The organism is Crossiella cryophila (assembly GCF_014204915.1).
Classification (GTDB): domain Bacteria; phylum Actinomycetota; class Actinomycetes; order Mycobacteriales; family Pseudonocardiaceae; genus Crossiella; species Crossiella cryophila.
Genome location: NZ_JACHMH010000001.1, coordinates 3,169,164 through 3,184,995 on the forward strand (window position 1 = coordinate 3,169,164; position 15,832 = coordinate 3,184,995).

The 15,832-nt window shown below is 72.4% G+C and carries 18 protein-coding genes and 1 riboswitch; of the genes, 10 read left to right on the plus strand and 8 right to left on the minus strand.

Annotated elements, in window-relative coordinates:
* The first annotated feature begins 36 nt into the window (after positions 1 to 36).
* Together HNR67_RS14775 and HNR67_RS14780 are read left to right on the plus strand one after the other, a co-directional pair.
* Positions 37 to 609: a TetR/AcrR family transcriptional regulator gene (locus HNR67_RS14775; protein ID WP_312987278.1), complete on the plus strand. Its 573-nt coding sequence runs from the start codon at positions 37 to 39 to the stop codon at positions 607 to 609.
* Positions 610 to 817: 208 nt separating this feature from the next.
* Positions 818 to 2,299 (plus strand): potassium/proton antiporter, encoded by a 1,482-nt coding sequence (locus HNR67_RS14780; protein WP_185002591.1) that lies wholly within the window; start codon positions 818 to 820, stop codon positions 2,297 to 2,299.
* Here HNR67_RS14780 and HNR67_RS14785 read toward each other — a convergent pair.
* The gene (locus HNR67_RS14785; protein WP_185002592.1) at positions 2,296 to 2,736 is read right to left on the minus strand and encodes a hypothetical protein; all 441 of its coding nucleotides are present in this window, start codon (positions 2,734 to 2,736) and stop codon (positions 2,296 to 2,298) included. The genes HNR67_RS14780 and HNR67_RS14785 overlap by 4 nt on opposite strands.
* Before the next feature lie 21 nt (positions 2,737 to 2,757).
* Positions 2,758 to 3,210, minus strand: coding sequence for a hypothetical protein (locus HNR67_RS14790; RefSeq protein ID WP_246492511.1), 453 nt, complete (start codon positions 3,208 to 3,210; stop codon positions 2,758 to 2,760).
* 79 nt (positions 3,211 to 3,289) lie between these two features.
* On the opposite strand from HNR67_RS14790, the gene HNR67_RS45655 reads away from it, so the two are divergent.
* On the plus strand, positions 3,290 to 3,439 hold the full coding sequence (locus tag HNR67_RS45655) for an SDR family NAD(P)-dependent oxidoreductase (RefSeq protein ID WP_281403235.1): 150 nt from the start codon (positions 3,290 to 3,292) through the stop codon (positions 3,437 to 3,439).
* 23 nt (positions 3,440 to 3,462) lie between these two features.
* Complete coding sequence (locus HNR67_RS14795; protein WP_312987281.1) at positions 3,463 to 3,981, plus strand: SDR family NAD(P)-dependent oxidoreductase; 519 nt, start codon at positions 3,463 to 3,465, stop codon at positions 3,979 to 3,981.
* Between the two features lie 5 nt (positions 3,982 to 3,986).
* Here HNR67_RS14795 and HNR67_RS14800 read toward each other — a convergent pair whose 3' ends face one another.
* Complete coding sequence (locus HNR67_RS14800) at positions 3,987 to 4,238, minus strand: hypothetical protein (RefSeq protein ID WP_185002593.1); 252 nt, start codon at positions 4,236 to 4,238, stop codon at positions 3,987 to 3,989.
* A gap of 113 nt (positions 4,239 to 4,351) precedes the next feature.
* Between HNR67_RS14800 and HNR67_RS14805 the strand changes: the two genes are divergently transcribed.
* Positions 4,352 to 5,008 carry a M23 family metallopeptidase gene (locus tag HNR67_RS14805; RefSeq protein WP_185002595.1) on the plus strand — a complete coding sequence of 219 codons (657 nt, stop codon included), beginning with the start codon at positions 4,352 to 4,354 and terminating at the stop codon, positions 5,006 to 5,008.
* Here HNR67_RS14805 and HNR67_RS14810 read toward each other — a convergent pair.
* A complete protein-coding gene (locus HNR67_RS14810; RefSeq protein WP_185002596.1) occupies positions 4,974 to 5,603 on the minus strand; it encodes a hypothetical protein in 630 nt (209 codons plus the stop codon). The genes HNR67_RS14805 and HNR67_RS14810 overlap by 35 nt on opposite strands.
* A gap of 261 nt (positions 5,604 to 5,864) precedes the next feature.
* Positions 5,865 to 5,979: riboswitch (SAM riboswitch) on the plus strand.
* A gap of 35 nt (positions 5,980 to 6,014) precedes the next feature.
* On the opposite strand from HNR67_RS14810, the gene HNR67_RS14815 reads away from it, so the two are divergent.
* Genes HNR67_RS14815 through HNR67_RS14825 form a run of 3 tightly spaced genes read left to right on the plus strand, consistent with a single transcriptional unit; the run spans position 6,015 to position 8,942 of the window.
* The gene (locus HNR67_RS14815) at positions 6,015 to 7,397 is read left to right on the plus strand and encodes an aminotransferase class V-fold PLP-dependent enzyme (protein ID WP_185002598.1); all 1,383 of its coding nucleotides are present in this window, start codon (positions 6,015 to 6,017) and stop codon (positions 7,395 to 7,397) included.
* 58 nt (positions 7,398 to 7,455) lie between these two features.
* A complete protein-coding gene (gene lspA / locus HNR67_RS14820) occupies positions 7,456 to 8,019 on the plus strand; it encodes a signal peptidase II (RefSeq protein WP_312987284.1) in 564 nt (187 codons plus the stop codon).
* A gap of 41 nt (positions 8,020 to 8,060) precedes the next feature.
* Positions 8,061 to 8,942: an RluA family pseudouridine synthase gene (locus HNR67_RS14825; protein WP_185010668.1), complete on the plus strand. Its 882-nt coding sequence runs from the start codon at positions 8,061 to 8,063 to the stop codon at positions 8,940 to 8,942.
* A gap of 7 nt (positions 8,943 to 8,949) precedes the next feature.
* On the opposite strand, the gene HNR67_RS14830 is transcribed toward HNR67_RS14825, so the two are convergent.
* Both HNR67_RS14830 and HNR67_RS14835 read right to left on the minus strand, forming a co-directional pair.
* A complete protein-coding gene (locus HNR67_RS14830; RefSeq protein WP_185002599.1) occupies positions 8,950 to 9,576 on the minus strand; it encodes a LysE family translocator in 627 nt (208 codons plus the stop codon).
* A 1-nt stretch (position 9,577) separates the two neighbouring features.
* A complete protein-coding gene (locus HNR67_RS14835) occupies positions 9,578 to 11,083 on the minus strand; it encodes a DUF885 family protein (RefSeq protein ID WP_185002601.1) in 1,506 nt (501 codons plus the stop codon).
* A 107-nt stretch (positions 11,084 to 11,190) separates the two neighbouring features.
* Here HNR67_RS14835 and HNR67_RS14840 point away from each other — a divergent pair, with 107 nt between their 5' ends.
* Positions 11,191 to 12,663 (plus strand): aminotransferase-like domain-containing protein, encoded by a 1,473-nt coding sequence (locus HNR67_RS14840; RefSeq protein WP_312987286.1) that lies wholly within the window; start codon positions 11,191 to 11,193, stop codon positions 12,661 to 12,663.
* On the opposite strand, the gene HNR67_RS14845 is transcribed toward HNR67_RS14840, so the two are convergent.
* The gene (locus tag HNR67_RS14845) at positions 12,660 to 13,256 is read right to left on the minus strand and encodes a TetR/AcrR family transcriptional regulator (RefSeq protein ID WP_185002604.1); all 597 of its coding nucleotides are present in this window, start codon (positions 13,254 to 13,256) and stop codon (positions 12,660 to 12,662) included. The two genes, HNR67_RS14840 and HNR67_RS14845, sit on opposite strands and share 4 nt — an antisense overlap.
* A gap of 73 nt (positions 13,257 to 13,329) precedes the next feature.
* Between HNR67_RS14845 and HNR67_RS14850 the strand changes: the two genes are divergently transcribed.
* Positions 13,330 to 14,619 carry an amidohydrolase family protein gene (locus tag HNR67_RS14850; RefSeq protein WP_185002605.1) on the plus strand — a complete coding sequence of 430 codons (1,290 nt, stop codon included), beginning with the start codon at positions 13,330 to 13,332 and terminating at the stop codon, positions 14,617 to 14,619.
* Positions 14,620 to 14,622: 3 nt separating this feature from the next.
* Here HNR67_RS14850 and HNR67_RS14855 read toward each other — a convergent pair whose 3' ends face one another.
* Complete coding sequence (locus HNR67_RS14855; RefSeq protein ID WP_185002606.1) at positions 14,623 to 15,699, minus strand: AsnC family protein; 1,077 nt, start codon at positions 15,697 to 15,699, stop codon at positions 14,623 to 14,625.
* Between the last annotated feature and the right edge of the window lie 133 nt (positions 15,700 to 15,832).

Genomic DNA, 15,832 nt, shown 5'->3' on the forward strand with positions numbered 1-15,832 from the left:
GACTTGGCCGGCACGACCGTACGCTACCGTATGGTCGTGCCAGCCAAGCTCAGGAAGACCCGCGCCGACTGGACCGCCGCCGCGCTCACCGCGCTGGCCGAGGGCGGACTGGCCGCGGTGGCCATCGAACCCCTGGCGGCCAGGGTCGGCGCCACCAAGGGCAGTGCCTACTGGCATTTCGCCAACCGGGAGGCGTTGCTGGTGGCCACCCTGGCGCGCTGGGAACAGGAACACACCGAAGCCGTGATCACGTTGGCGGAACAGGAACCCGACCCGGCCCGGCGGCTCCGGCTGCTCTTCGCCGGGGTGCTGGACCACCCGTGCGGCAACGCGGTCGAGCTGGCCCTGCTCGCCGCGGGCGAGGACCCGGTGATCCGGCCGGTGCTTGACCGGGTCACCCAGCGCCGGATCACTTACCTGACAACACTTTTCGGCCAGTGCGGATTCGCGAAGGCGGAGGCCCGCAGGCGGGCGGTGCTGGCCTACAGCGCGTACCTGGGGCACGCGCACCTGTTCCGGATGGCCCCGGCCGCCATGCCCAGCACGAAGCAACAGCGCCGCGCCCATCTGGACGAGTCCATGGCCGCCTTGCTCAGCAGGCAGAACTGACCGGAGTTTTCCCGTGACCCGGCCGAAACCGGCCGCCCGCAAGGGGTTCCGGGTGGCCGTGAACCGGCGGAGGGGGATTCCCCAAGCCTATCCCGGCGAGCACCTCCGGGCATAGAGTCATGCATAATTCATCGCAATTACCGAAAAATCGGTGCTGAGCAGCCACAATGGACACAGCAGAGTCTTAGTCTGAGTCCGGAGGCGCCCTATGACCGACCTGACGACCGTGCTCGGAATCGGCGCCGGGGTACTCCTGGTGGCGGTGCTCGCCGTGCGCGTGTCCGTCCGGCTCGGCCTACCGTCTTTGTTGCTGTACCTGGGAATCGGGCTCGTCATCGGCGAGGCCGGGTTCGGCATCCAGTTCTCCGACGCCGGTCTCACCCAGTCCCTCGGCATCGCCGCGCTGGTGCTGATCCTGGCCGAGGGCGGCCTCACCACCCGCTGGACCGCGGTGAAACCCGCGCTGGGCCTGGGCATCGCACTGTCCACAGTGGCCGTTGGGGTGAGCATCGCGGTCACCGGCGGCCTGCTGCACCTGATCCTGGACCTGGAGTGGCGCACCGCGCTGCTGTGGGGCGCGGTGCTCTCCTCCACCGACGCGGCCGCGGTGTTCAGCGTGCTGCGCTCGGTCGGGGTGAGCAAACGCCTCGCGGGCGCGCTGGAGCTGGAATCCGGCCTCAACGACGCGCCGGTGTACCTGGCCGTGGTGCTGCTGGCCGGCACCGATCCGTGGAGCTGGTGGACCCCGGCGCTGGTGGTCTACGAACTGGCCATGGGCGCGGCGGTGGGCATCGCGCTGGGCTGGCTGGGCGCGTTCGCGTTACGCCGGGCGGCCCTGCCGGCCACCGGTCTCTACCCACTGGCCACGGTCGGGGTGTGCGTGCTGGCCTACGCCGCCGCCCAGGGCGTGCACGGCGCGGGCCTGCTGTCGGCCTACGTGGCCGGGCTGGTGCTCGGCAACGCCCGGCTGCCCCACCGCTCCGACACGCTCTCCTTCGCCGAGGGGTTGGGCTGGCTGGCCCAGATCGGCCTGTTCGTCCTACTCGGCCTCTACGCCTCGCCGTCCCGGCTGCTGCACGTGCTGGTGCCCGCGCTGGTGGCCGGTGGCGTGCTGCTGCTGGTGGCCCGCCCGCTCTCGGTGTTCCTCTCCGCCACCCCGTTCCGGTTGCCCTGGCGGGAACAGACCTTCCTGGCCTGGTCCGGGCTACGTGGTGCGGTGCCCATCGTGCTGGCCATGATCCCGGTGACCCAGGGCGTGGAAGGCGCGCAGACCCTGGTCGACGTGGTGTTCGTGCTGGTCGTGCTGCTCACCCTGATCCAGGGCAGCACCCTGCCCGCACTGGCCCGCTGGCTGGGCCTGGTGCGCAGGGGGGAGCTGCAGGAGGTCCAGGTCGACGCCGGCCCGCTGGACGAGCTGGGCGCGGAGCTGCTGCAGATCCGCATCCCCGAGGGCTCCAAGCTGCACGGCGTCTACGTCTCCGAACTGCGCCTGCCCGCGGGCGCCACGGTGAGCCTGGTGGTCCGGGAGGGCAAGGGCTTCACCCCGCAACCGGTGACCCGGCTCCAGTTCGACGACCAGCTGCTGGTGGTCAGCACCGAGACGGCGCGGGACGAGGCGGAGAAACGCATCCGCGCCATCGACCGGGCCGGCCGCTACGCCCGCTGGCGCGGCGAGCGCGGGGAGAGCTAGCCGGTGCAGGCGGTGGGCACCCAGGCCGCGGTGACGTCGGCGGCGACCACCACGATCGTCCCGGTGACACAGCCGAACTCGTGCCGCACCCCGCGCGCGTCCGGCAGCAGCTCGTCCAGCATCAGGTCCCCGGGCAGGGTGCCGGGCGGGTCGAGGGTGTACTCGGTGACGCCGGTGTAGCGCAGTACCAGGTCGGCGTCGTGTTTCCAGCAGTTGTGCCGGAGTTCGAGGACGAGCTGGTCGCCTTCGGTGCGGGGTTCGGTGGGTTTGAGGTCCTTCACGCAGCGCTTGCCGGAGAAGTCGTAGTGCTCAGGGTCGGTGGCGAAGGCACGTGCGCCCGGCGGCAGGTCGGCGGCCAGGGTGGGCAGCACGGCCAGGTATGCCTCCGGGTCGATCCAGGAGGAGCTGTCGTCCACGGGCACGATCACGTATCTCATCGCGGTCGAGTCTGCCACCGGCTAGCCGGTGCAGTCGGTGGGTGTCCATGCCGCGGTCACGTCCGCGGCGACCACCACGATCGAGCCGCCCACACACACGAACTCGTGCCGCACGCCCTGCTCGTGCGGCAGCAGCTCGTCCAGCCGCACCTCGCTCGGCAGCTCGCCGGGCGGGTCGACGGTGTACTCGGTGACGCCGGTGTAGCGCAGCACCAGGTCGGCGTCGTGTTTCCAGCAGTTGTGCCGGAGTTCGAGGACGAGCTGGTCGCCCTCGGTGCGGGTCTCGACGGGTTTGAGGTCCTTGACGCACCGCTTGCCGTGGAAGTCGTAGTGGTCCGGGTCGGTGGCGAAGGCCCGTGCGCCGGGCGGGAGCTGGTCGGCCAGGGTCGGCAGCACGTCCAGGTAGGCGTCCGCGCAGTGGTTGTAGGCGCCGTAGGAGCCGTAGTCCTCGTAGCGCACGATCACGTATTTCATCGAGTCCGAGTCTGCCACCAGCGCCAACCCGTTTTCGGCTGTCGCCAGCCGGCCGCCGGACCCGGGCAGAATGGCGGCCATGTCCCGCATCGTGCTGATCACCGGCGCCAACCGCGGCATCGGCCTGGCCACCGCCCGCCTGCTCGCCGCCGAGGGCGACCGAGTGATCATGACCGGCCGTGACCCGGACGCGATCCGGACGCGATCCGCGCCGCCGCCGCGGAGCTGAACGCCGAGCCCCGGCAACTGGACGTGTCCGACCCGGCCTCGATCACCCGCCTGGCCACCGAACTCCAGGCCGACCACGGCCACCTGGACGTGCTGATCAACAACGCCGCCGTCGACTACGACACCGACGCCCTGGCCAGCACCGCCGACCTGTCCCGGGTCCGGAAAGCCTTCGACACCAACCTGTTCGGCGCCTGGCAGGTGACCCTCGCGCTGCTGCCGTTGCTCCGCGGCAGCGCGCACCCGCGGATCGTGAACGTCTCCAGCGAGGCCGGTTCGATCAGCGAACTCGGCGCGGGCACGCCCGGCTATTCGACGAGCAAGGCCGCCCTCAACGCCCTGACCCGCATCCTGGCCGCGGAGCTGCGGGCGGAGAACTTCCTGGTCAACGCGGTGTGCCCGGGGTGGGTGGCCACGGACATGGGCGGGCCGGGCGGCGGGCCGGTGACGGCGGGCGCGGCGAGTGTGGCCTGGGCGGTCCGGCTGGCCGACGGCGGCCCGACCGGCGGCTTCTACCGCCACGGCCAGCCCCTGCCCTGGTAGGCCGCTCAACCCTCGGCAGGCCGTTCCCGCTCCGCGGCGATCCGCACCGCCCACTCCAGGAAGCGGAGCGGGAGGTCGCCCTTGTGCGGGTTGATGCTCACCACCGCGTCCGCCCAGGTCCCGGCGTCCGGGACGGCGATGGCCAGCATGGTGGAGTTGGGGTCCCAGGCGGGGTCGCGGAACTCGTACACCCACTCCTCGCCCGCGAGGTCGCTGAACTGGATGACCTCGATCTCCCGGCCGTCGAAGGTCGGCATGACGCTCCTCTGCTCCATTTGGCGGACATCGTTTGGGGCCTGACGGTCCGCGCCCAACTGGCTACCTTCATGAACTCCTTCACCCGAAAGGGTGCCCCCTGTAAGGAGTCAACATGTCGGGGAACCGCCGTTCCACCTGGTTATTGGCCGCGGCCGCGCTGCTCTCCGGTGGCCTGCTGCTCGCGCCGGTCGCGGTGGCCGCGCCGGTGGCCGATCCGGTGCTCGGGCTGCCCTTCGCCACTGGTCAGCAGACCTATTCGGCCGGGGTGCACTCGGACAACGGGCAGAGCGGGGTCAAGAACGCGATCGACTTCTCGCCCAGCGACGGCATCGCCAGGTCGGCCGCGGCCGGCACGGTGCGGATGCAGAGCTGTTCCGGTGGCGACTGGGTGACCGTGGATCACTCGGACGGGTGGCGTACCGGGTACTACCACCTGGAGGACATCCAGGTTCAGGACGGGCAGGAGGTGGCCGCGGGGACGCCGCTGGGGCGTACCGGCAACGCGTTGCCGTGTGGTGGGTCGAGCAGCGGGGCGCATGTGCACTTCACGCTGTGGCAGCTCAACGCGGCGCCGAGCACGGCAGCGGACTGGAGCGGGCTGTCCTATGAAGAGGTGAGCACCCGGGTGGCGGCCGAGGTCGGGGTGCCGGTGGACGGCAAGGTGTTCGGGGCGTGGCGGATCCGGGCGGGGGCGCAGCAGTACTCCGGGCGCGCGGAGCGGGTCAGCGACGGGTTCAGCGTGACCCTGCCTGGGCGATTCCGGGTCTGAGCGCGGTGACCGGGACGGCCCGTCGGCGGGCCGTCCCGGTGCTGTTCGTCACTCCGGCATCAGCCGCGGTGGAACCATTCCTGCACTTCGTAGTCCGGCCGGTTCGGATCGACAAAATCGGTTCTCCAGACAATCCCAGCTGACCAGGACGGTATTGCGACATCTTCGCCCAGACGTGCCGCTTGGCGAATCCGTGGTCGTAGAACGCGTGGATGTGACCGGCGGCCTGGCGGAATTCGGAATTGCTCCAGCCCCAGTCGCAGTTGGTCGGCGAGCACTTGCCGAACAGGCGCATGGTCCAGCCCGCGTCGTGCACGATGCGGCAGATCGAGCCCTCGCAGACGGTGACCGACTGGCAGTCCCGCAGCTCGGCCCTGGCGATACCGGTGGCGTTCGGATCGGCGTTGTTCCAGTTGCCGTGTTCGACCGCGTGACCAGTGCAAAGCAGTGGCGAGGCGGCGACGCGACCGGGTGCCGCGAGCTTCGCCGTGACACCCGCGGGCGCGATCTCGGCCGGGATCGGCGGCTCGGCGGGCGCGGCCTGCGCCACGGCCGCGGCGCCAAGGACCGCGCTGCTCATCATCATCGTGGCCACGGCTAATCGCACAAAGCCGCGCCGAATTCTGCTCGTGCTGCTTTTCTCCATAACAGCCCCCTGCGGTGGAGTTCCCGGCCCTGTCGACCGGTTCGGTCAGGCTAGACCGGGAAGAAATATCAACTCGGTGACCGGTGCGGAATCGCCCCAACCGGTGCCCGATCAGATGCCCGTTCGGCGGGCCGCGCGGATCGGCGGCTTTCCCGGTATCTGGAAGGGGGCTTCCCAAGTCCTCGGGTCGTCGGCTAGCTTCGAGGCCAAGGTCATGAGTACCAGCAACAAGCCCCGGCTCGCTGGTCGGCAACCCTCCTACCGCGGTGGGGTGCTCCGGGTGAGGACCTGGTCCGTCGTGAGGTGCGACGGGCAAGCGCGGGCCTCCCAGCAGGTCCGATCCGGATCCTGGAGGCTTGTATGTCGCTCGCTGTCATCCCGGCGCAGACCACCCCCGCGGTCACCGCACCCGCTGTCACCACCGCTGCTGTCCCGGTCGTGCCCGCCGTGGTCGGCGCGCACACCACGGTCCCGCTGGTCACCGGGGAGCGCGTGACCTACGCCAACCTCGACCACGGGGCCAGCGCGCCGTGTCTGGCCGCGGTCCGCGACGCCGTGGACGAGCTGCTGCCCTACTACGCCAGCGTGCACCGCGGCGCCGGCTTCGCCTCCCAGGTGTGCACCAAGGTCTACGAGCAGGCCAGGGAGGTGGTGCGCAAGTTCGTCGGGGCGCACGCCACCGACGTCGTGGTGTTCACCCGCAACAGCACCGACGCGCTGAACCTGCTGGCCCGCAGCGTGCCGCGCGGTGCCAGCGTGGTCACCTTCGACACCGACCACCACGCCGCGCTGCTGCCCTGGCGCGGCCCCCGGGTCACCCGGATCGCCACCCCGGAGACCCCGCAGGGCGCGGTCCGCGCCCTGGAGGACGCGCTCAAGCAGACCCCCGAGGGCGCGCGGCTGGTCGTGCTGACCGGGGCGTCCAACGTCACCGGCGAGCTGTGGCCGGTGCGCGAACTGGCCGCGGTGGCCCGCCGCTTCGGCGCCCGGATCGCCCTGGACGCCGCGCAGCTCGCCCCGCACCGCCCGGTGGACATCCAGGCCCTGGACGTGGACTACGTGGTGCTCTCCGCGCACAAGCTCTACGCGCCCTACGGCAGCGGCGCGCTGGTCGGCCGGGCGGACTGGCTGCACGTGGCCGAGCCGTACCTGGTCGGCGGCGGGGCCACCAAGCACGTGGTGGACTGGGGCGACCACCTCGGCGTCGGCTGGGCGCCCGCGCCCGAGCGGCACGAGGCCGGTTCGCCGAACGTGGTGGGTGTGCACGCCTTCGCCAGCGCCTGCCAGACCATCACCCAGCACGGCTGGGACGCGGTGATCGCGCACGAGACCGAGCTGTTCACCCGGCTGCGGGCCGGGCTCAACACCATCCCCGGCTTCCGCGAGCTGTCCATCTTCGGCGCGGCCCAGGAACGGGTCGGCGTGGTGAGCTTCACCCTCGACGGCCAGGACCCCGGTCTGGTGGCCGCGGTGCTCTCGGCCGAACACGGCATCGGCGTGCGCGACGGCGCGTTCTGCGCGCACATCGCCACCCGGCGACTGCTCGGCCAGGCCGGGTCGGACACCGACCGCGCGGTGCGGATCAGCCTGGGGCTGGGCACCACCGCCGAGCACATCGACCGGGTGCTGGCCGCGCTGCGTGAGCTGGTCGCGCATGGGCCGGGCTGGAAGTACCAGATCGTGGACGGGCGCTGGGCGCCGGTGAACGACCCGCGGCCGCTGCCGCCGTTCGTGGCGAGCTGAGCGACGGGCCGGGGCTGGCTGAGTAAGCCCTGGTCCCGGAGTGCGGGACAATGGGGCGGTGAGCACGGACGACAAGCCGCCCCGCCGCCTGGTGCCCTTCGCCCTGGTGGCGATCGCGGTCTTCGCGGCGGACCTGATCACCAAGGACCTCGCGGTCGCCGCGCTCGACGGGCAGCCGCCGGTCCGCCTCGCCGGTGGCGCGCTCTACCTGGTGCTGCTGCACAACCCGGGCGCGGCGTTCTCGCTGTTCCCCGGGCAGACCTGGCTGCTGACGGTGATCACCGCGGTGGTGGTGCTGGCGATCCTGGCCTTCGCGCCGCGGCTGCGTTCCACCGGCTGGGCGCTGGGCATCGGGCTGGTGCTGGGCGGCGCCTCGGGCAACCTGGCCGACCGGCTGACCCGCCCGCCCGGCTTCGGCGAGGGCCATGTGGTGGACTTCCTGTCATTGTTCGCCCCTGATGGCAGTGTGTGGCCGGTGTTCAACATCGCCGACGCGGCCATCGTCAGCGGCGGCGTGCTCCTGGTGTTGCTGGCACTGTTCGGCGTCGACTACGACGGGCGGGTCGCGAAGCACAGAGCAGACGAGACGAAGGCCAAGGCCACGGTGGAGGAAAACGCGTGAGTGACCAGAGGACCCTGCCAGTTCCGGACGGCCTGGACGGCATGCGGGTTGATGCCGGCCTGGCCAAGCTGCTGGGACTGTCCCGCACGATCGCGGCCGGCCTGGCCGAGAACGGCGGGGTCCTGCTCGACGGTCAGCCCGCCGGGAAGTCCGACCGGCTGATCGCCGGCTCGTGGCTGGAGATCACGCTGCCCGAGCCGGAGCACCCGGTCGTGGTGGTCCCGGCGGTGGTGGACGGCATGGTCGTGCTCTACCAGGACGACGACATCGTGGTGATCGACAAGCCGGTCGGCGTCGCGGTGCACCCCAGCCCCGGCTGGACCGGTCCGACCGTGGTGGCCGGGCTGGCCGGCGCCGGGATCCGGATCGCCACCTCCGGCGCGGCCGAGCGGCAGGGCGTGGTGCACCGGCTGGACGTGGGCACCACCGGGGTGATGGTGGTGGCCAAGAGCGAGCACGCCTACTCCTGGCTCAAGCGGGCGTTCAAGGAACGCACCGTGGAGAAGCGCTACCACGCCCTGGTGCAGGGCCACCCGGATCCGAGCCGGGGCACCATCGACGCCCCGATCGACCGGCACCCCCGGCAGGACTACAAGTTCGCCGTGGTCGCCAGCGGCAAGCCCAGCGTCACCCACTACGAGGTCCTGGAAGCGTTCCGGGCCGCCTCGCTGGTGGATGTGAAGCTGGAGACCGGGCGCACGCACCAGATCCGGGTGCACTTCTCCGCGCTCAAGCACCCCTGCGTCGGCGACCTGACCTACGGCGCGGACCCGGTGCTGGCCAAGCGCCTGGAGCTGACCCGGCAGTGGCTGCACGCCCGCACCCTGGGCTTCCACCACCCCGCTGATGAGCAGTGGGTGGAGTTCAGCAGCGACTACCCGGCCGACCTGCAGGCCGCGCTGGACCTGCTGCGCGCCGAGTGAGCCGCGGCTAGACCGTCAGCACGGTGTAGGCGGCCAGTCCCAGGTAGACGATGACGGCCAGATCCCGTTGCCACCCAACGAATCGCGGGCGCCGGGTGAGCAGCCGGTGCAGTGGCGCGCTGAGCTGGACGTAGGCCAGGTCCAGTGCCAGCGCGACCGCGAAACCGACCGCGCCGAGCACCAGCAGGTGCGTGCGGGTGGTCACCGGATCGGCCCCGGCCGGGACGAACTGCGGCAGGAACGTCAGGAAGAACAGCAGCACCTTGGGGTTGAGCACGTTGATCAGCGCCCCGTCCAGGAACAGCCGGACCGGCCTGGACCCGACCCCGGAGGTCAGGTCCAGGCCGGCTGACTGGCGGTGGGTGCGCACCGCCAGGTAGACGAGGTAGGCCGCGCCCGCCAGGCGCACCGCGATCAAGGCCGTCGGCGAGGCCGCCACCAGCGCGGACACCCCCGCCACGGCCGCGAGCACGTGCACCAGGGTGCCCGCCTCCACGCCCAGCGCGGAGAGGAATCCGGCCCGCCTGCCCTGGGTGAGCGAGCGGGTCAGGATGTAGACCAGGTTCGGGCCGGGCACCAGCACCAGCGTGATGGTGGCCGCGACGAACCCGAGCAGCACGGCGGGCGTCGGCATGTCAGCCCGCCCGCAGCGCGGTGCCGAGCAGCCCCAGCGGCGGCGAGCCGAGGCCGAGCAGCGCGGTGTGGAAGCGGTGCAGCGAGAACCCGGCGCCCCACTCCTGGCGGGCCCGGTCGCGCAGGTCGCGGATGAGCAGCTTGCCCCAGGTGTAACAGATGCCGGTGGGATTGAGCACGACCCGGTTCGCCGCGGTCTCGGCGGCCGGACCGGCCAGGAAGGCGTCCACCTTGAACCGCTGCACCGCTTCCTGCTGGGTCATCGTGCCGGTGTGCAGACCGATGACGCAGGCCATCCTGGTCACCCGCAGCAGCGCGTCCCTGGCCACCGCCGCGGCGAAGCGCGGATCGCCGTCCCGGAAGCCCTCCTCCAGCGCGAGTTCCTCCACGTAGTGCGCCCAGCCCTCGCTGAACCCGTCGTGGATCAGCGTGCGGCGGACCTCGGTGGTGGCCTCGCGCAGCGCCCGGCTGTGGGTGAAGTGACCGGGGGCGACCTCGTGCAGCGCGATCACCGGCAGCGCGTGCCGGGCGAACATGCTCAGCCAGTCCCGGCGCTGGGCCGCGGTCCAGGACGGATTGCCGGGGTTGACCCGGAACCAGCTCGGCCCGTCCGGTTCGGCGGGGGCCGCGCCGGTCATGGTGGCCACCTCCCACGGCCGCGACGGCGGCACCAGCCCGACCAGGCAGGTGCCATCGCCGGGCAGGCCCAGCCTGGCGGCCCAGTCCAGCACCTCCAGCACGGTGGCCCTGGTCCAGGCGGGCAGCTCGTCCGCGCTGGGGCGGTCGGCGAGCAGGGTCTTCATGGTGGCCTTGGTGCTGCCGAGCGGGTCGATGCGGCGGCAGGACTCATCGAGCAGGGCACGCACCCGGTCGCGTTCGGCGTCGGCGCGTTCGGCCAGTTCAGTCAGGTCGACGTCGATGGCCTCGTCGGCGGCGAGCAGCCGGGTCAGCGCCGGGCCGCCGAGTGCCGCGGAGGGCTCGCCGTGCTGGGCGGCCGCGCCGAGGTGCTCGACCAGCCGGGCGATCGCGGCCCGCGCGGGCCCCGCGCCGTGGTCGTCGTCCCGGACCAGGTCGGCCAGGCCGCGGGCGGCGGGGTAAGCGGCGCGGGCCGCGGGGGCGCTGACCTGGTCCAGGGTCTCCACCGCAGCGGAGACCACGTCCGGCCACTGCCACAGGTGGGCCTGCCGGGCGATCCGGCGCTGCCAGGCCGAGGCATATTCCCTGTCATACCCCGCCAGGTCGAGGTTGGCCACGTGCAGCAGCGGGTCGGCGCGGTGCCGGGCCAGGTCGCCGAGGCGGATCCGCAGCGACTGCTCGGCCGCGCGCAGCCGGATCTCGTCGTCGGAGTCGGTCGCGCGGTCGCCCTGGCCGAGCGAGGTCAGGCCGCGCCGCACCCCGGCCGCGGACAGGTCCTGCACGCGGCCGTCGTAGCCGTGCAGCCCGGCGACCTCCCTGGCCCTTGGCACGCTGAGGTCGTGGACGGCGCGTAGTCGGGCATGGACACTCATGATCTTGATTCACCTGTCCAGATTCCAGTCCACTTCGGTAGATGGACCACTTGATGGCCTAGTCTTCGCGGCAAGCTCCCCGCGTTGACCAGCCAATGGAGGCGGAAGTGGACCGTTTCGCCGATCCGGCCGAACTCGTCCGGCTGCTGGGTGACTGGACTGGCCGGAGCGGGCCGAGGTACCAGCGGCTGGCCGCGGCGATCAGCGATCTGGTGGCCGAGAGCACGCTGCCGCGCGGTGCCCGGCTACCCGCCGAACGCGGACTGGCCGCCGCGCTGGCGGTCAGCCGGGCCACCGTGGTGGCCGCCTACGACCGGCTGCGCGAACAGGGTGTGCTGCACAGCAGGCGGGGCAGCGGCACCACGGTCAGCCCGCACACCACCGCCAGGATCCGGCCGGACGGGCGGGTGCGCGGCGGGCGGTCAGGGCCGATGCTGGACCTGCTGGTGGACCGGCCCGGCCAGACCATCTCGCTGGCCCAGGCCATCGAACCGGCCGTGCCCGAACTGGCCGTGGCCCTGCGCGAGCTGGTCGACACCGACCTGCCCGCGCTGCTCGCCGACGGCGGCTACCACCCGCGTGGCCTGCCCGCGCTGCGCGAGGCCATCGCCACCCACCTGACCGGCCTCGGCCTGCCCAGCACCGCCGCGGAGATCGTGGTGACCACCGGTGCGCACCAGGCCATCGCGCTGGTCGCCGGGCTGTACCTGGACCGGGGCGCCACCGTGCTGGTCGAAGCACCCGGCTGGCCCGGCTCGGTGGACATCCTGCGGGCAGGCGGCGCCACCGTGGTCGGCGTGCCGATCGACGAGGACGGTGTGCGCCCCGACCTGCTCGCCGCCGCGGCCGCCCGGCACCGGCCGGACCTGCTGTACCTGATGCCCACCTTCCACAACCCGACCGGCGTGCTCACCTCGGCCGGTCGCCGGGCCCGGATCACCGAACTGGCCAGGGAACACGGGTTCGCGGTGCTGGAGGACAACGCCTACGTGACCGCCGGGCACGGCGACCCACTGCCGCCGCCGGTGGCCGCCTTCGCCCACCCGTCGGTGGAGGTGCTCAGCGTGGGCTCACTGGCCAAACCGGTGTGGGCCGGACTGCGGATCGGCTGGGTGCGCGGCCCGCGCGGCATCATCGACCGGCTCGCCAGGGCCAAGGTGCTCGCCGACATGGGCAGCCCCTTGCTGGACCAGGCCCTGGCCGCCCGCCTGCTGCCCCGGCTGCCCGAGATCGCCAAGGCCCGCGCGGTGATCCTGCGGCAACGCCTGCGCCACCTGGGCGGCCTGGTGCGTACCCGGCTGCCGGAGTGGCGCTGGCGGGAACCGAGGGCCGGGTCGGCGCTGTGGATAGCGCTGCCCGGGGTGGACGCGGCGGTGTTCGCCCAGGTCGCGCTGAGACACGGGGTGGAGGTGGTGCCCGGTGCGGCGATGGACCCCGACGGCGGGCACGAGGAGTACATCCGGCTGCCGTTCACCTTCCCGGAGCCGGTGCTGGACGAGCTGGTGGACCGCCTGGAGCGGGCCTGGACCGAACTGCGCAGGCACGGCCCGGCCGACGGCGGGACCCGGCCGGTGGTCTAACCGGGCCGGGTGATCAAGGCAAGGACCGCGTCCAGCCCGGCCACGATGTCCGCGGTGGGGGAGTCCGGTGCGCGGGTGAGCAGGGCCAGGCTCACCCCGTCCAGGGCCGAGCTGAACAACCGGGCCAGTGCGGCGTGGTCCTGGCCGGGCGGGATCTCGCCGGACTGCTCGGCGGCCAGGAGACTCGCGGTCAGGATCGCCTGGAACTCCGCGTCCCGCGCCTGGACCAGCACCGCGAGATCCGCCCGGGTCATCGCCTTCGCGGTGAACGCGTAGTACACCCGCGCCTCGATGATCCGCTGCTCGTCCAGCGGCAGCAGCTCGTCGGCGATCCGGCGCAGCGTGTCCAGCACCGGGGCCCGCTTCGGGATCCGCCGGATCCGCTCGGCGGTGGCCGCGCCGGTCTGCCGGAGCGCGGAGGACAGCAACTCGTCCTTGTCCGCGAACTGCCGCTGCACCATGCCCAGCGAGGTCCCGGCCTCGGCGGCCACCGCGCGCAGGCTGATCCCGTCCAGGCCGTCCCTGGCCACGAGCCGGAGCAGGGCGGCGCCGATGGCGTGCCGGCGGGCATCGGGCACGGTCAGATTCTCCACGCCACCAGCATAGCCGACTCTGATACGTTCGAATCGTCAGCGAGTCAACTGTATCGGAGGGGTTATGTGCACGATGGGCAGACGAACACTGCTCAAGGCCGCGGTCGCCGGGGCGGGCGTGGCCGCGCTGGGGGTACCGGCCGCCGCCGACCCGGTCCGCACCGCCTTCGCGATCCGGGGCGCCCGGGTCTTCGACGGCGAGCGCGTGCTTGACGGCCTGACCGTGGTCTGCGCCGGTGGCCGGATCGTCAGCCTCACCCGCGGCCCGGCCCCGGCCGCCGGACTGGAGGAGGTGGACGGGCGGGGCCGGACCCTGCTGCCAGGGCTGATCGACGCGCACATCCACGAGCACGGCATCCCGCGCACCGACTCACCGCGCTTCGGCGTCACCACCGAGCTGGACATGTTCAACCTCATCCCCCGGCTGCGGGCCGACCTCGGCGACTACGTGGCCGCCCGGCAGTCCGACCGCGCCACCGCGGCCGCCGACCTGTGGACCGCCGGAGCCATGATCACCGTGCCCGGCGGCCACGGTTCCCAGCTCGGCCTGCCGAAGGATTTCCCCTGGCTGCGGCCTGGGATGTCCCCGGCCCAGCACGTCGACGACCGGCTGGCCGAGGGCTCGGACTACATCAAGTTCGTGGTCGAGCCGATGGTCTCCAGCGACCCTTGGCCGACGATCAGCCCGGAGCAGGGCAGCGCGATCATCCGGCGGGCCCGCGAGCGCGGTGTGCTCAGCCTGGCGCACGTGTCCATGGCCGCGGACGCCCGCTGGCTGCTGCGCGCCGGGGTGAACGGGCTGATCCACACCCCGCAGGACCGCGGGCTGAACCGGGAGGAGCTGTGGCTGGCCGCCCGCTCCGGCGCGTTCGTCACCAGCACCCTGGCCATCTTCCACTCGCTGCTCAACCAGCCCGCCTACCACCGGCGCTACACCGATCCGCGGGTGACGCCGTACCTCTCCGCGGCCCAGCGCAAGTTCGCCGATGCCCGGTTCCCGCAGGAGTTCCCCGGCGACAGACCGGACCTGGACGCCGTGCACCACAACATCCGCGCCCTGGCCAAGGCGGGCGTGCCGATCCTGGCAGGCACCGACGGCGCCAACCCCGGTCTGCCCAACGCGATCGGCCTGCTCTTCGAGCTGGAGCTGCTGGTCCAGGCGGGGCTCACGCCGATCGCCGCGCTCACCGCGGCCACCTCGGCGCCCGCCCGGCACTTCGGGCTGCGTGACCGCGGCCGGATCAGGCCCGGCCTGCGCGCGGACCTGGTGCTCGTCGACGGCGATCCGACCCAGGACATCAGCGCGTTGCCCGGCATCACCGCGGTCTGGCGCAACGGCACCCGGATCGACCGCAGGCCCTGAACCTCAGTCCTCGATCGCCCAGGTCAGGCTGTGCGCCTCGTCGCCAGGGTGCGGGCTCCACCGGATGTGGGTCAGCCGCAACGCCTCCGGCAGCACGTACACCGTGTGCCCGCCCGCGGTCTCGCCCGGCGCCACGCCGATCCGGTGCGGCGGCCGGGAGGACAGCGCCACCGGGGCCTTGGAGATGTGCTGCCCGTCGTCGGTGACCAGCACCAGGTACAGGTCCGGCAGCGAGGCGAAGGGCACCGGGCCGCGGTTGTGCAGCTCGGTGTGCACCACCACCGAACGTTCGCCCTCCTGCAGCCGGTACCCGGCCGCGGTGAACAGGAAGTCCGCCGGATCGACCACCTCGACCAGCTGGATGACCAGGCGTTCGCCTTCCTGGCCCTCGGTTTCCAGCGCGCCGCCGACCACACCGGCCCGGCTGTTCGCCACCGGGGCGGCGCTCACCGTCGGCTGGTCGCCACGGGCCCAGGCCGCCGACTGCGGCGGGCCCCAGGTGCTCATCGGATCCGCGCCAGCGGCCGGGAACTGCGGGGCGACGGGTGGCTGGGCCGGGAAACCGCCGCTGGGCGGGTAGGCCGGGGGCGGCGGCGGGTAGGCGCCGGTGCGATTGCCCGGCTGCTGCGCCGGATACGGGCCGCTCGGGGTGCCGTACGGACCGCTGGGTGTCCCGTGTGGACCGGGATACGGGCCGCTCGGCGTGCCATAGGGGCCGCTGGGGGTGCCGTGCGCCGGGTAGGGACCACTGGGGGTGCCGTAGGCCGGACCGGGTCCGTTCGGCACGCCGTACCCGGCCGGGCCGTACATCGGTGCGGGTGGTGGCACGGCGGGCGGTGGTGCGGCTGGCGGGAAACCGGTCCACGCCCCGGCCGCGGCGAGTGCGCCACGCAGGCCGTTCGGATCGAACTCCACGCCGACGATCAGCGGCAACCCGCTGGCCGACAACGCCACCAGCCGGGAGGCGGCCTCCCGGGGGTCCAGACCGGCCCTGGCCGCGATCTCGTGCACGGGAGCCGCACGCCCGGACTCGGCCAGCAGGGCGAGCAGGCGCATGTCAACGGGATCGGGCGACACCACGGGCAAAAACCTACCCCGTCCCCGCGATCACCGTCGGGGCGCACCCACCGACGGAAAAACCAGAGATGTGACCCTTGTCATCCTCCACCCGGTCTGGTGACTATTTCACCCCACGTAGATCAGCCAGGTGAAC

What these genes read in the sequence shown, in the direction of transcription:
- HNR67_RS14835 (WP_185002601.1), bottom strand. Translation starts at nt 11,083, where the DNA reads ATGAGTGTCCATGCCCGACTACGCGCCGTCCACGACCTCAGCGTGCCA.
- HNR67_RS14800 (WP_185002593.1), bottom strand. Translation starts at nt 4,238, where the DNA reads ATGCCGACCTTCGACGGCCGGGAGATCGAGGTCATCCAGTTCAGCGAC.
- HNR67_RS14815 (WP_185002598.1), top strand. Translation starts at nt 6,015, where the DNA reads ATGTCGCTCGCTGTCATCCCGGCGCAGACCACCCCCGCGGTCACCGCA.
- HNR67_RS14790 (WP_246492511.1), bottom strand. Translation starts at nt 3,210, where the DNA reads ATGAAATACGTGATCGTGCGCTACGAGGACTACGGCTCCTACGGCGCC.
- HNR67_RS14850 (WP_185002605.1), top strand. Translation starts at nt 13,330, where the DNA reads ATGGGCAGACGAACACTGCTCAAGGCCGCGGTCGCCGGGGCGGGCGTG.
- HNR67_RS45655 (WP_281403235.1), top strand. Translation starts at nt 3,290, where the DNA reads ATGTCCCGCATCGTGCTGATCACCGGCGCCAACCGCGGCATCGGCCTG.
- HNR67_RS14805 (WP_185002595.1), top strand. Translation starts at nt 4,352, where the DNA reads ATGTCGGGGAACCGCCGTTCCACCTGGTTATTGGCCGCGGCCGCGCTG.
- HNR67_RS14785 (WP_185002592.1), bottom strand. Translation starts at nt 2,736, where the DNA reads ATGAGATACGTGATCGTGCCCGTGGACGACAGCTCCTCCTGGATCGAC.
- HNR67_RS14780 (WP_185002591.1), top strand. Translation starts at nt 818, where the DNA reads ATGACCGACCTGACGACCGTGCTCGGAATCGGCGCCGGGGTACTCCTG.
- HNR67_RS14825 (WP_185010668.1), top strand. Translation starts at nt 8,061, where the DNA reads ATGCGGGTTGATGCCGGCCTGGCCAAGCTGCTGGGACTGTCCCGCACG.
- HNR67_RS14830 (WP_185002599.1), bottom strand. Translation starts at nt 9,576, where the DNA reads ATGCCGACGCCCGCCGTGCTGCTCGGGTTCGTCGCGGCCACCATCACG.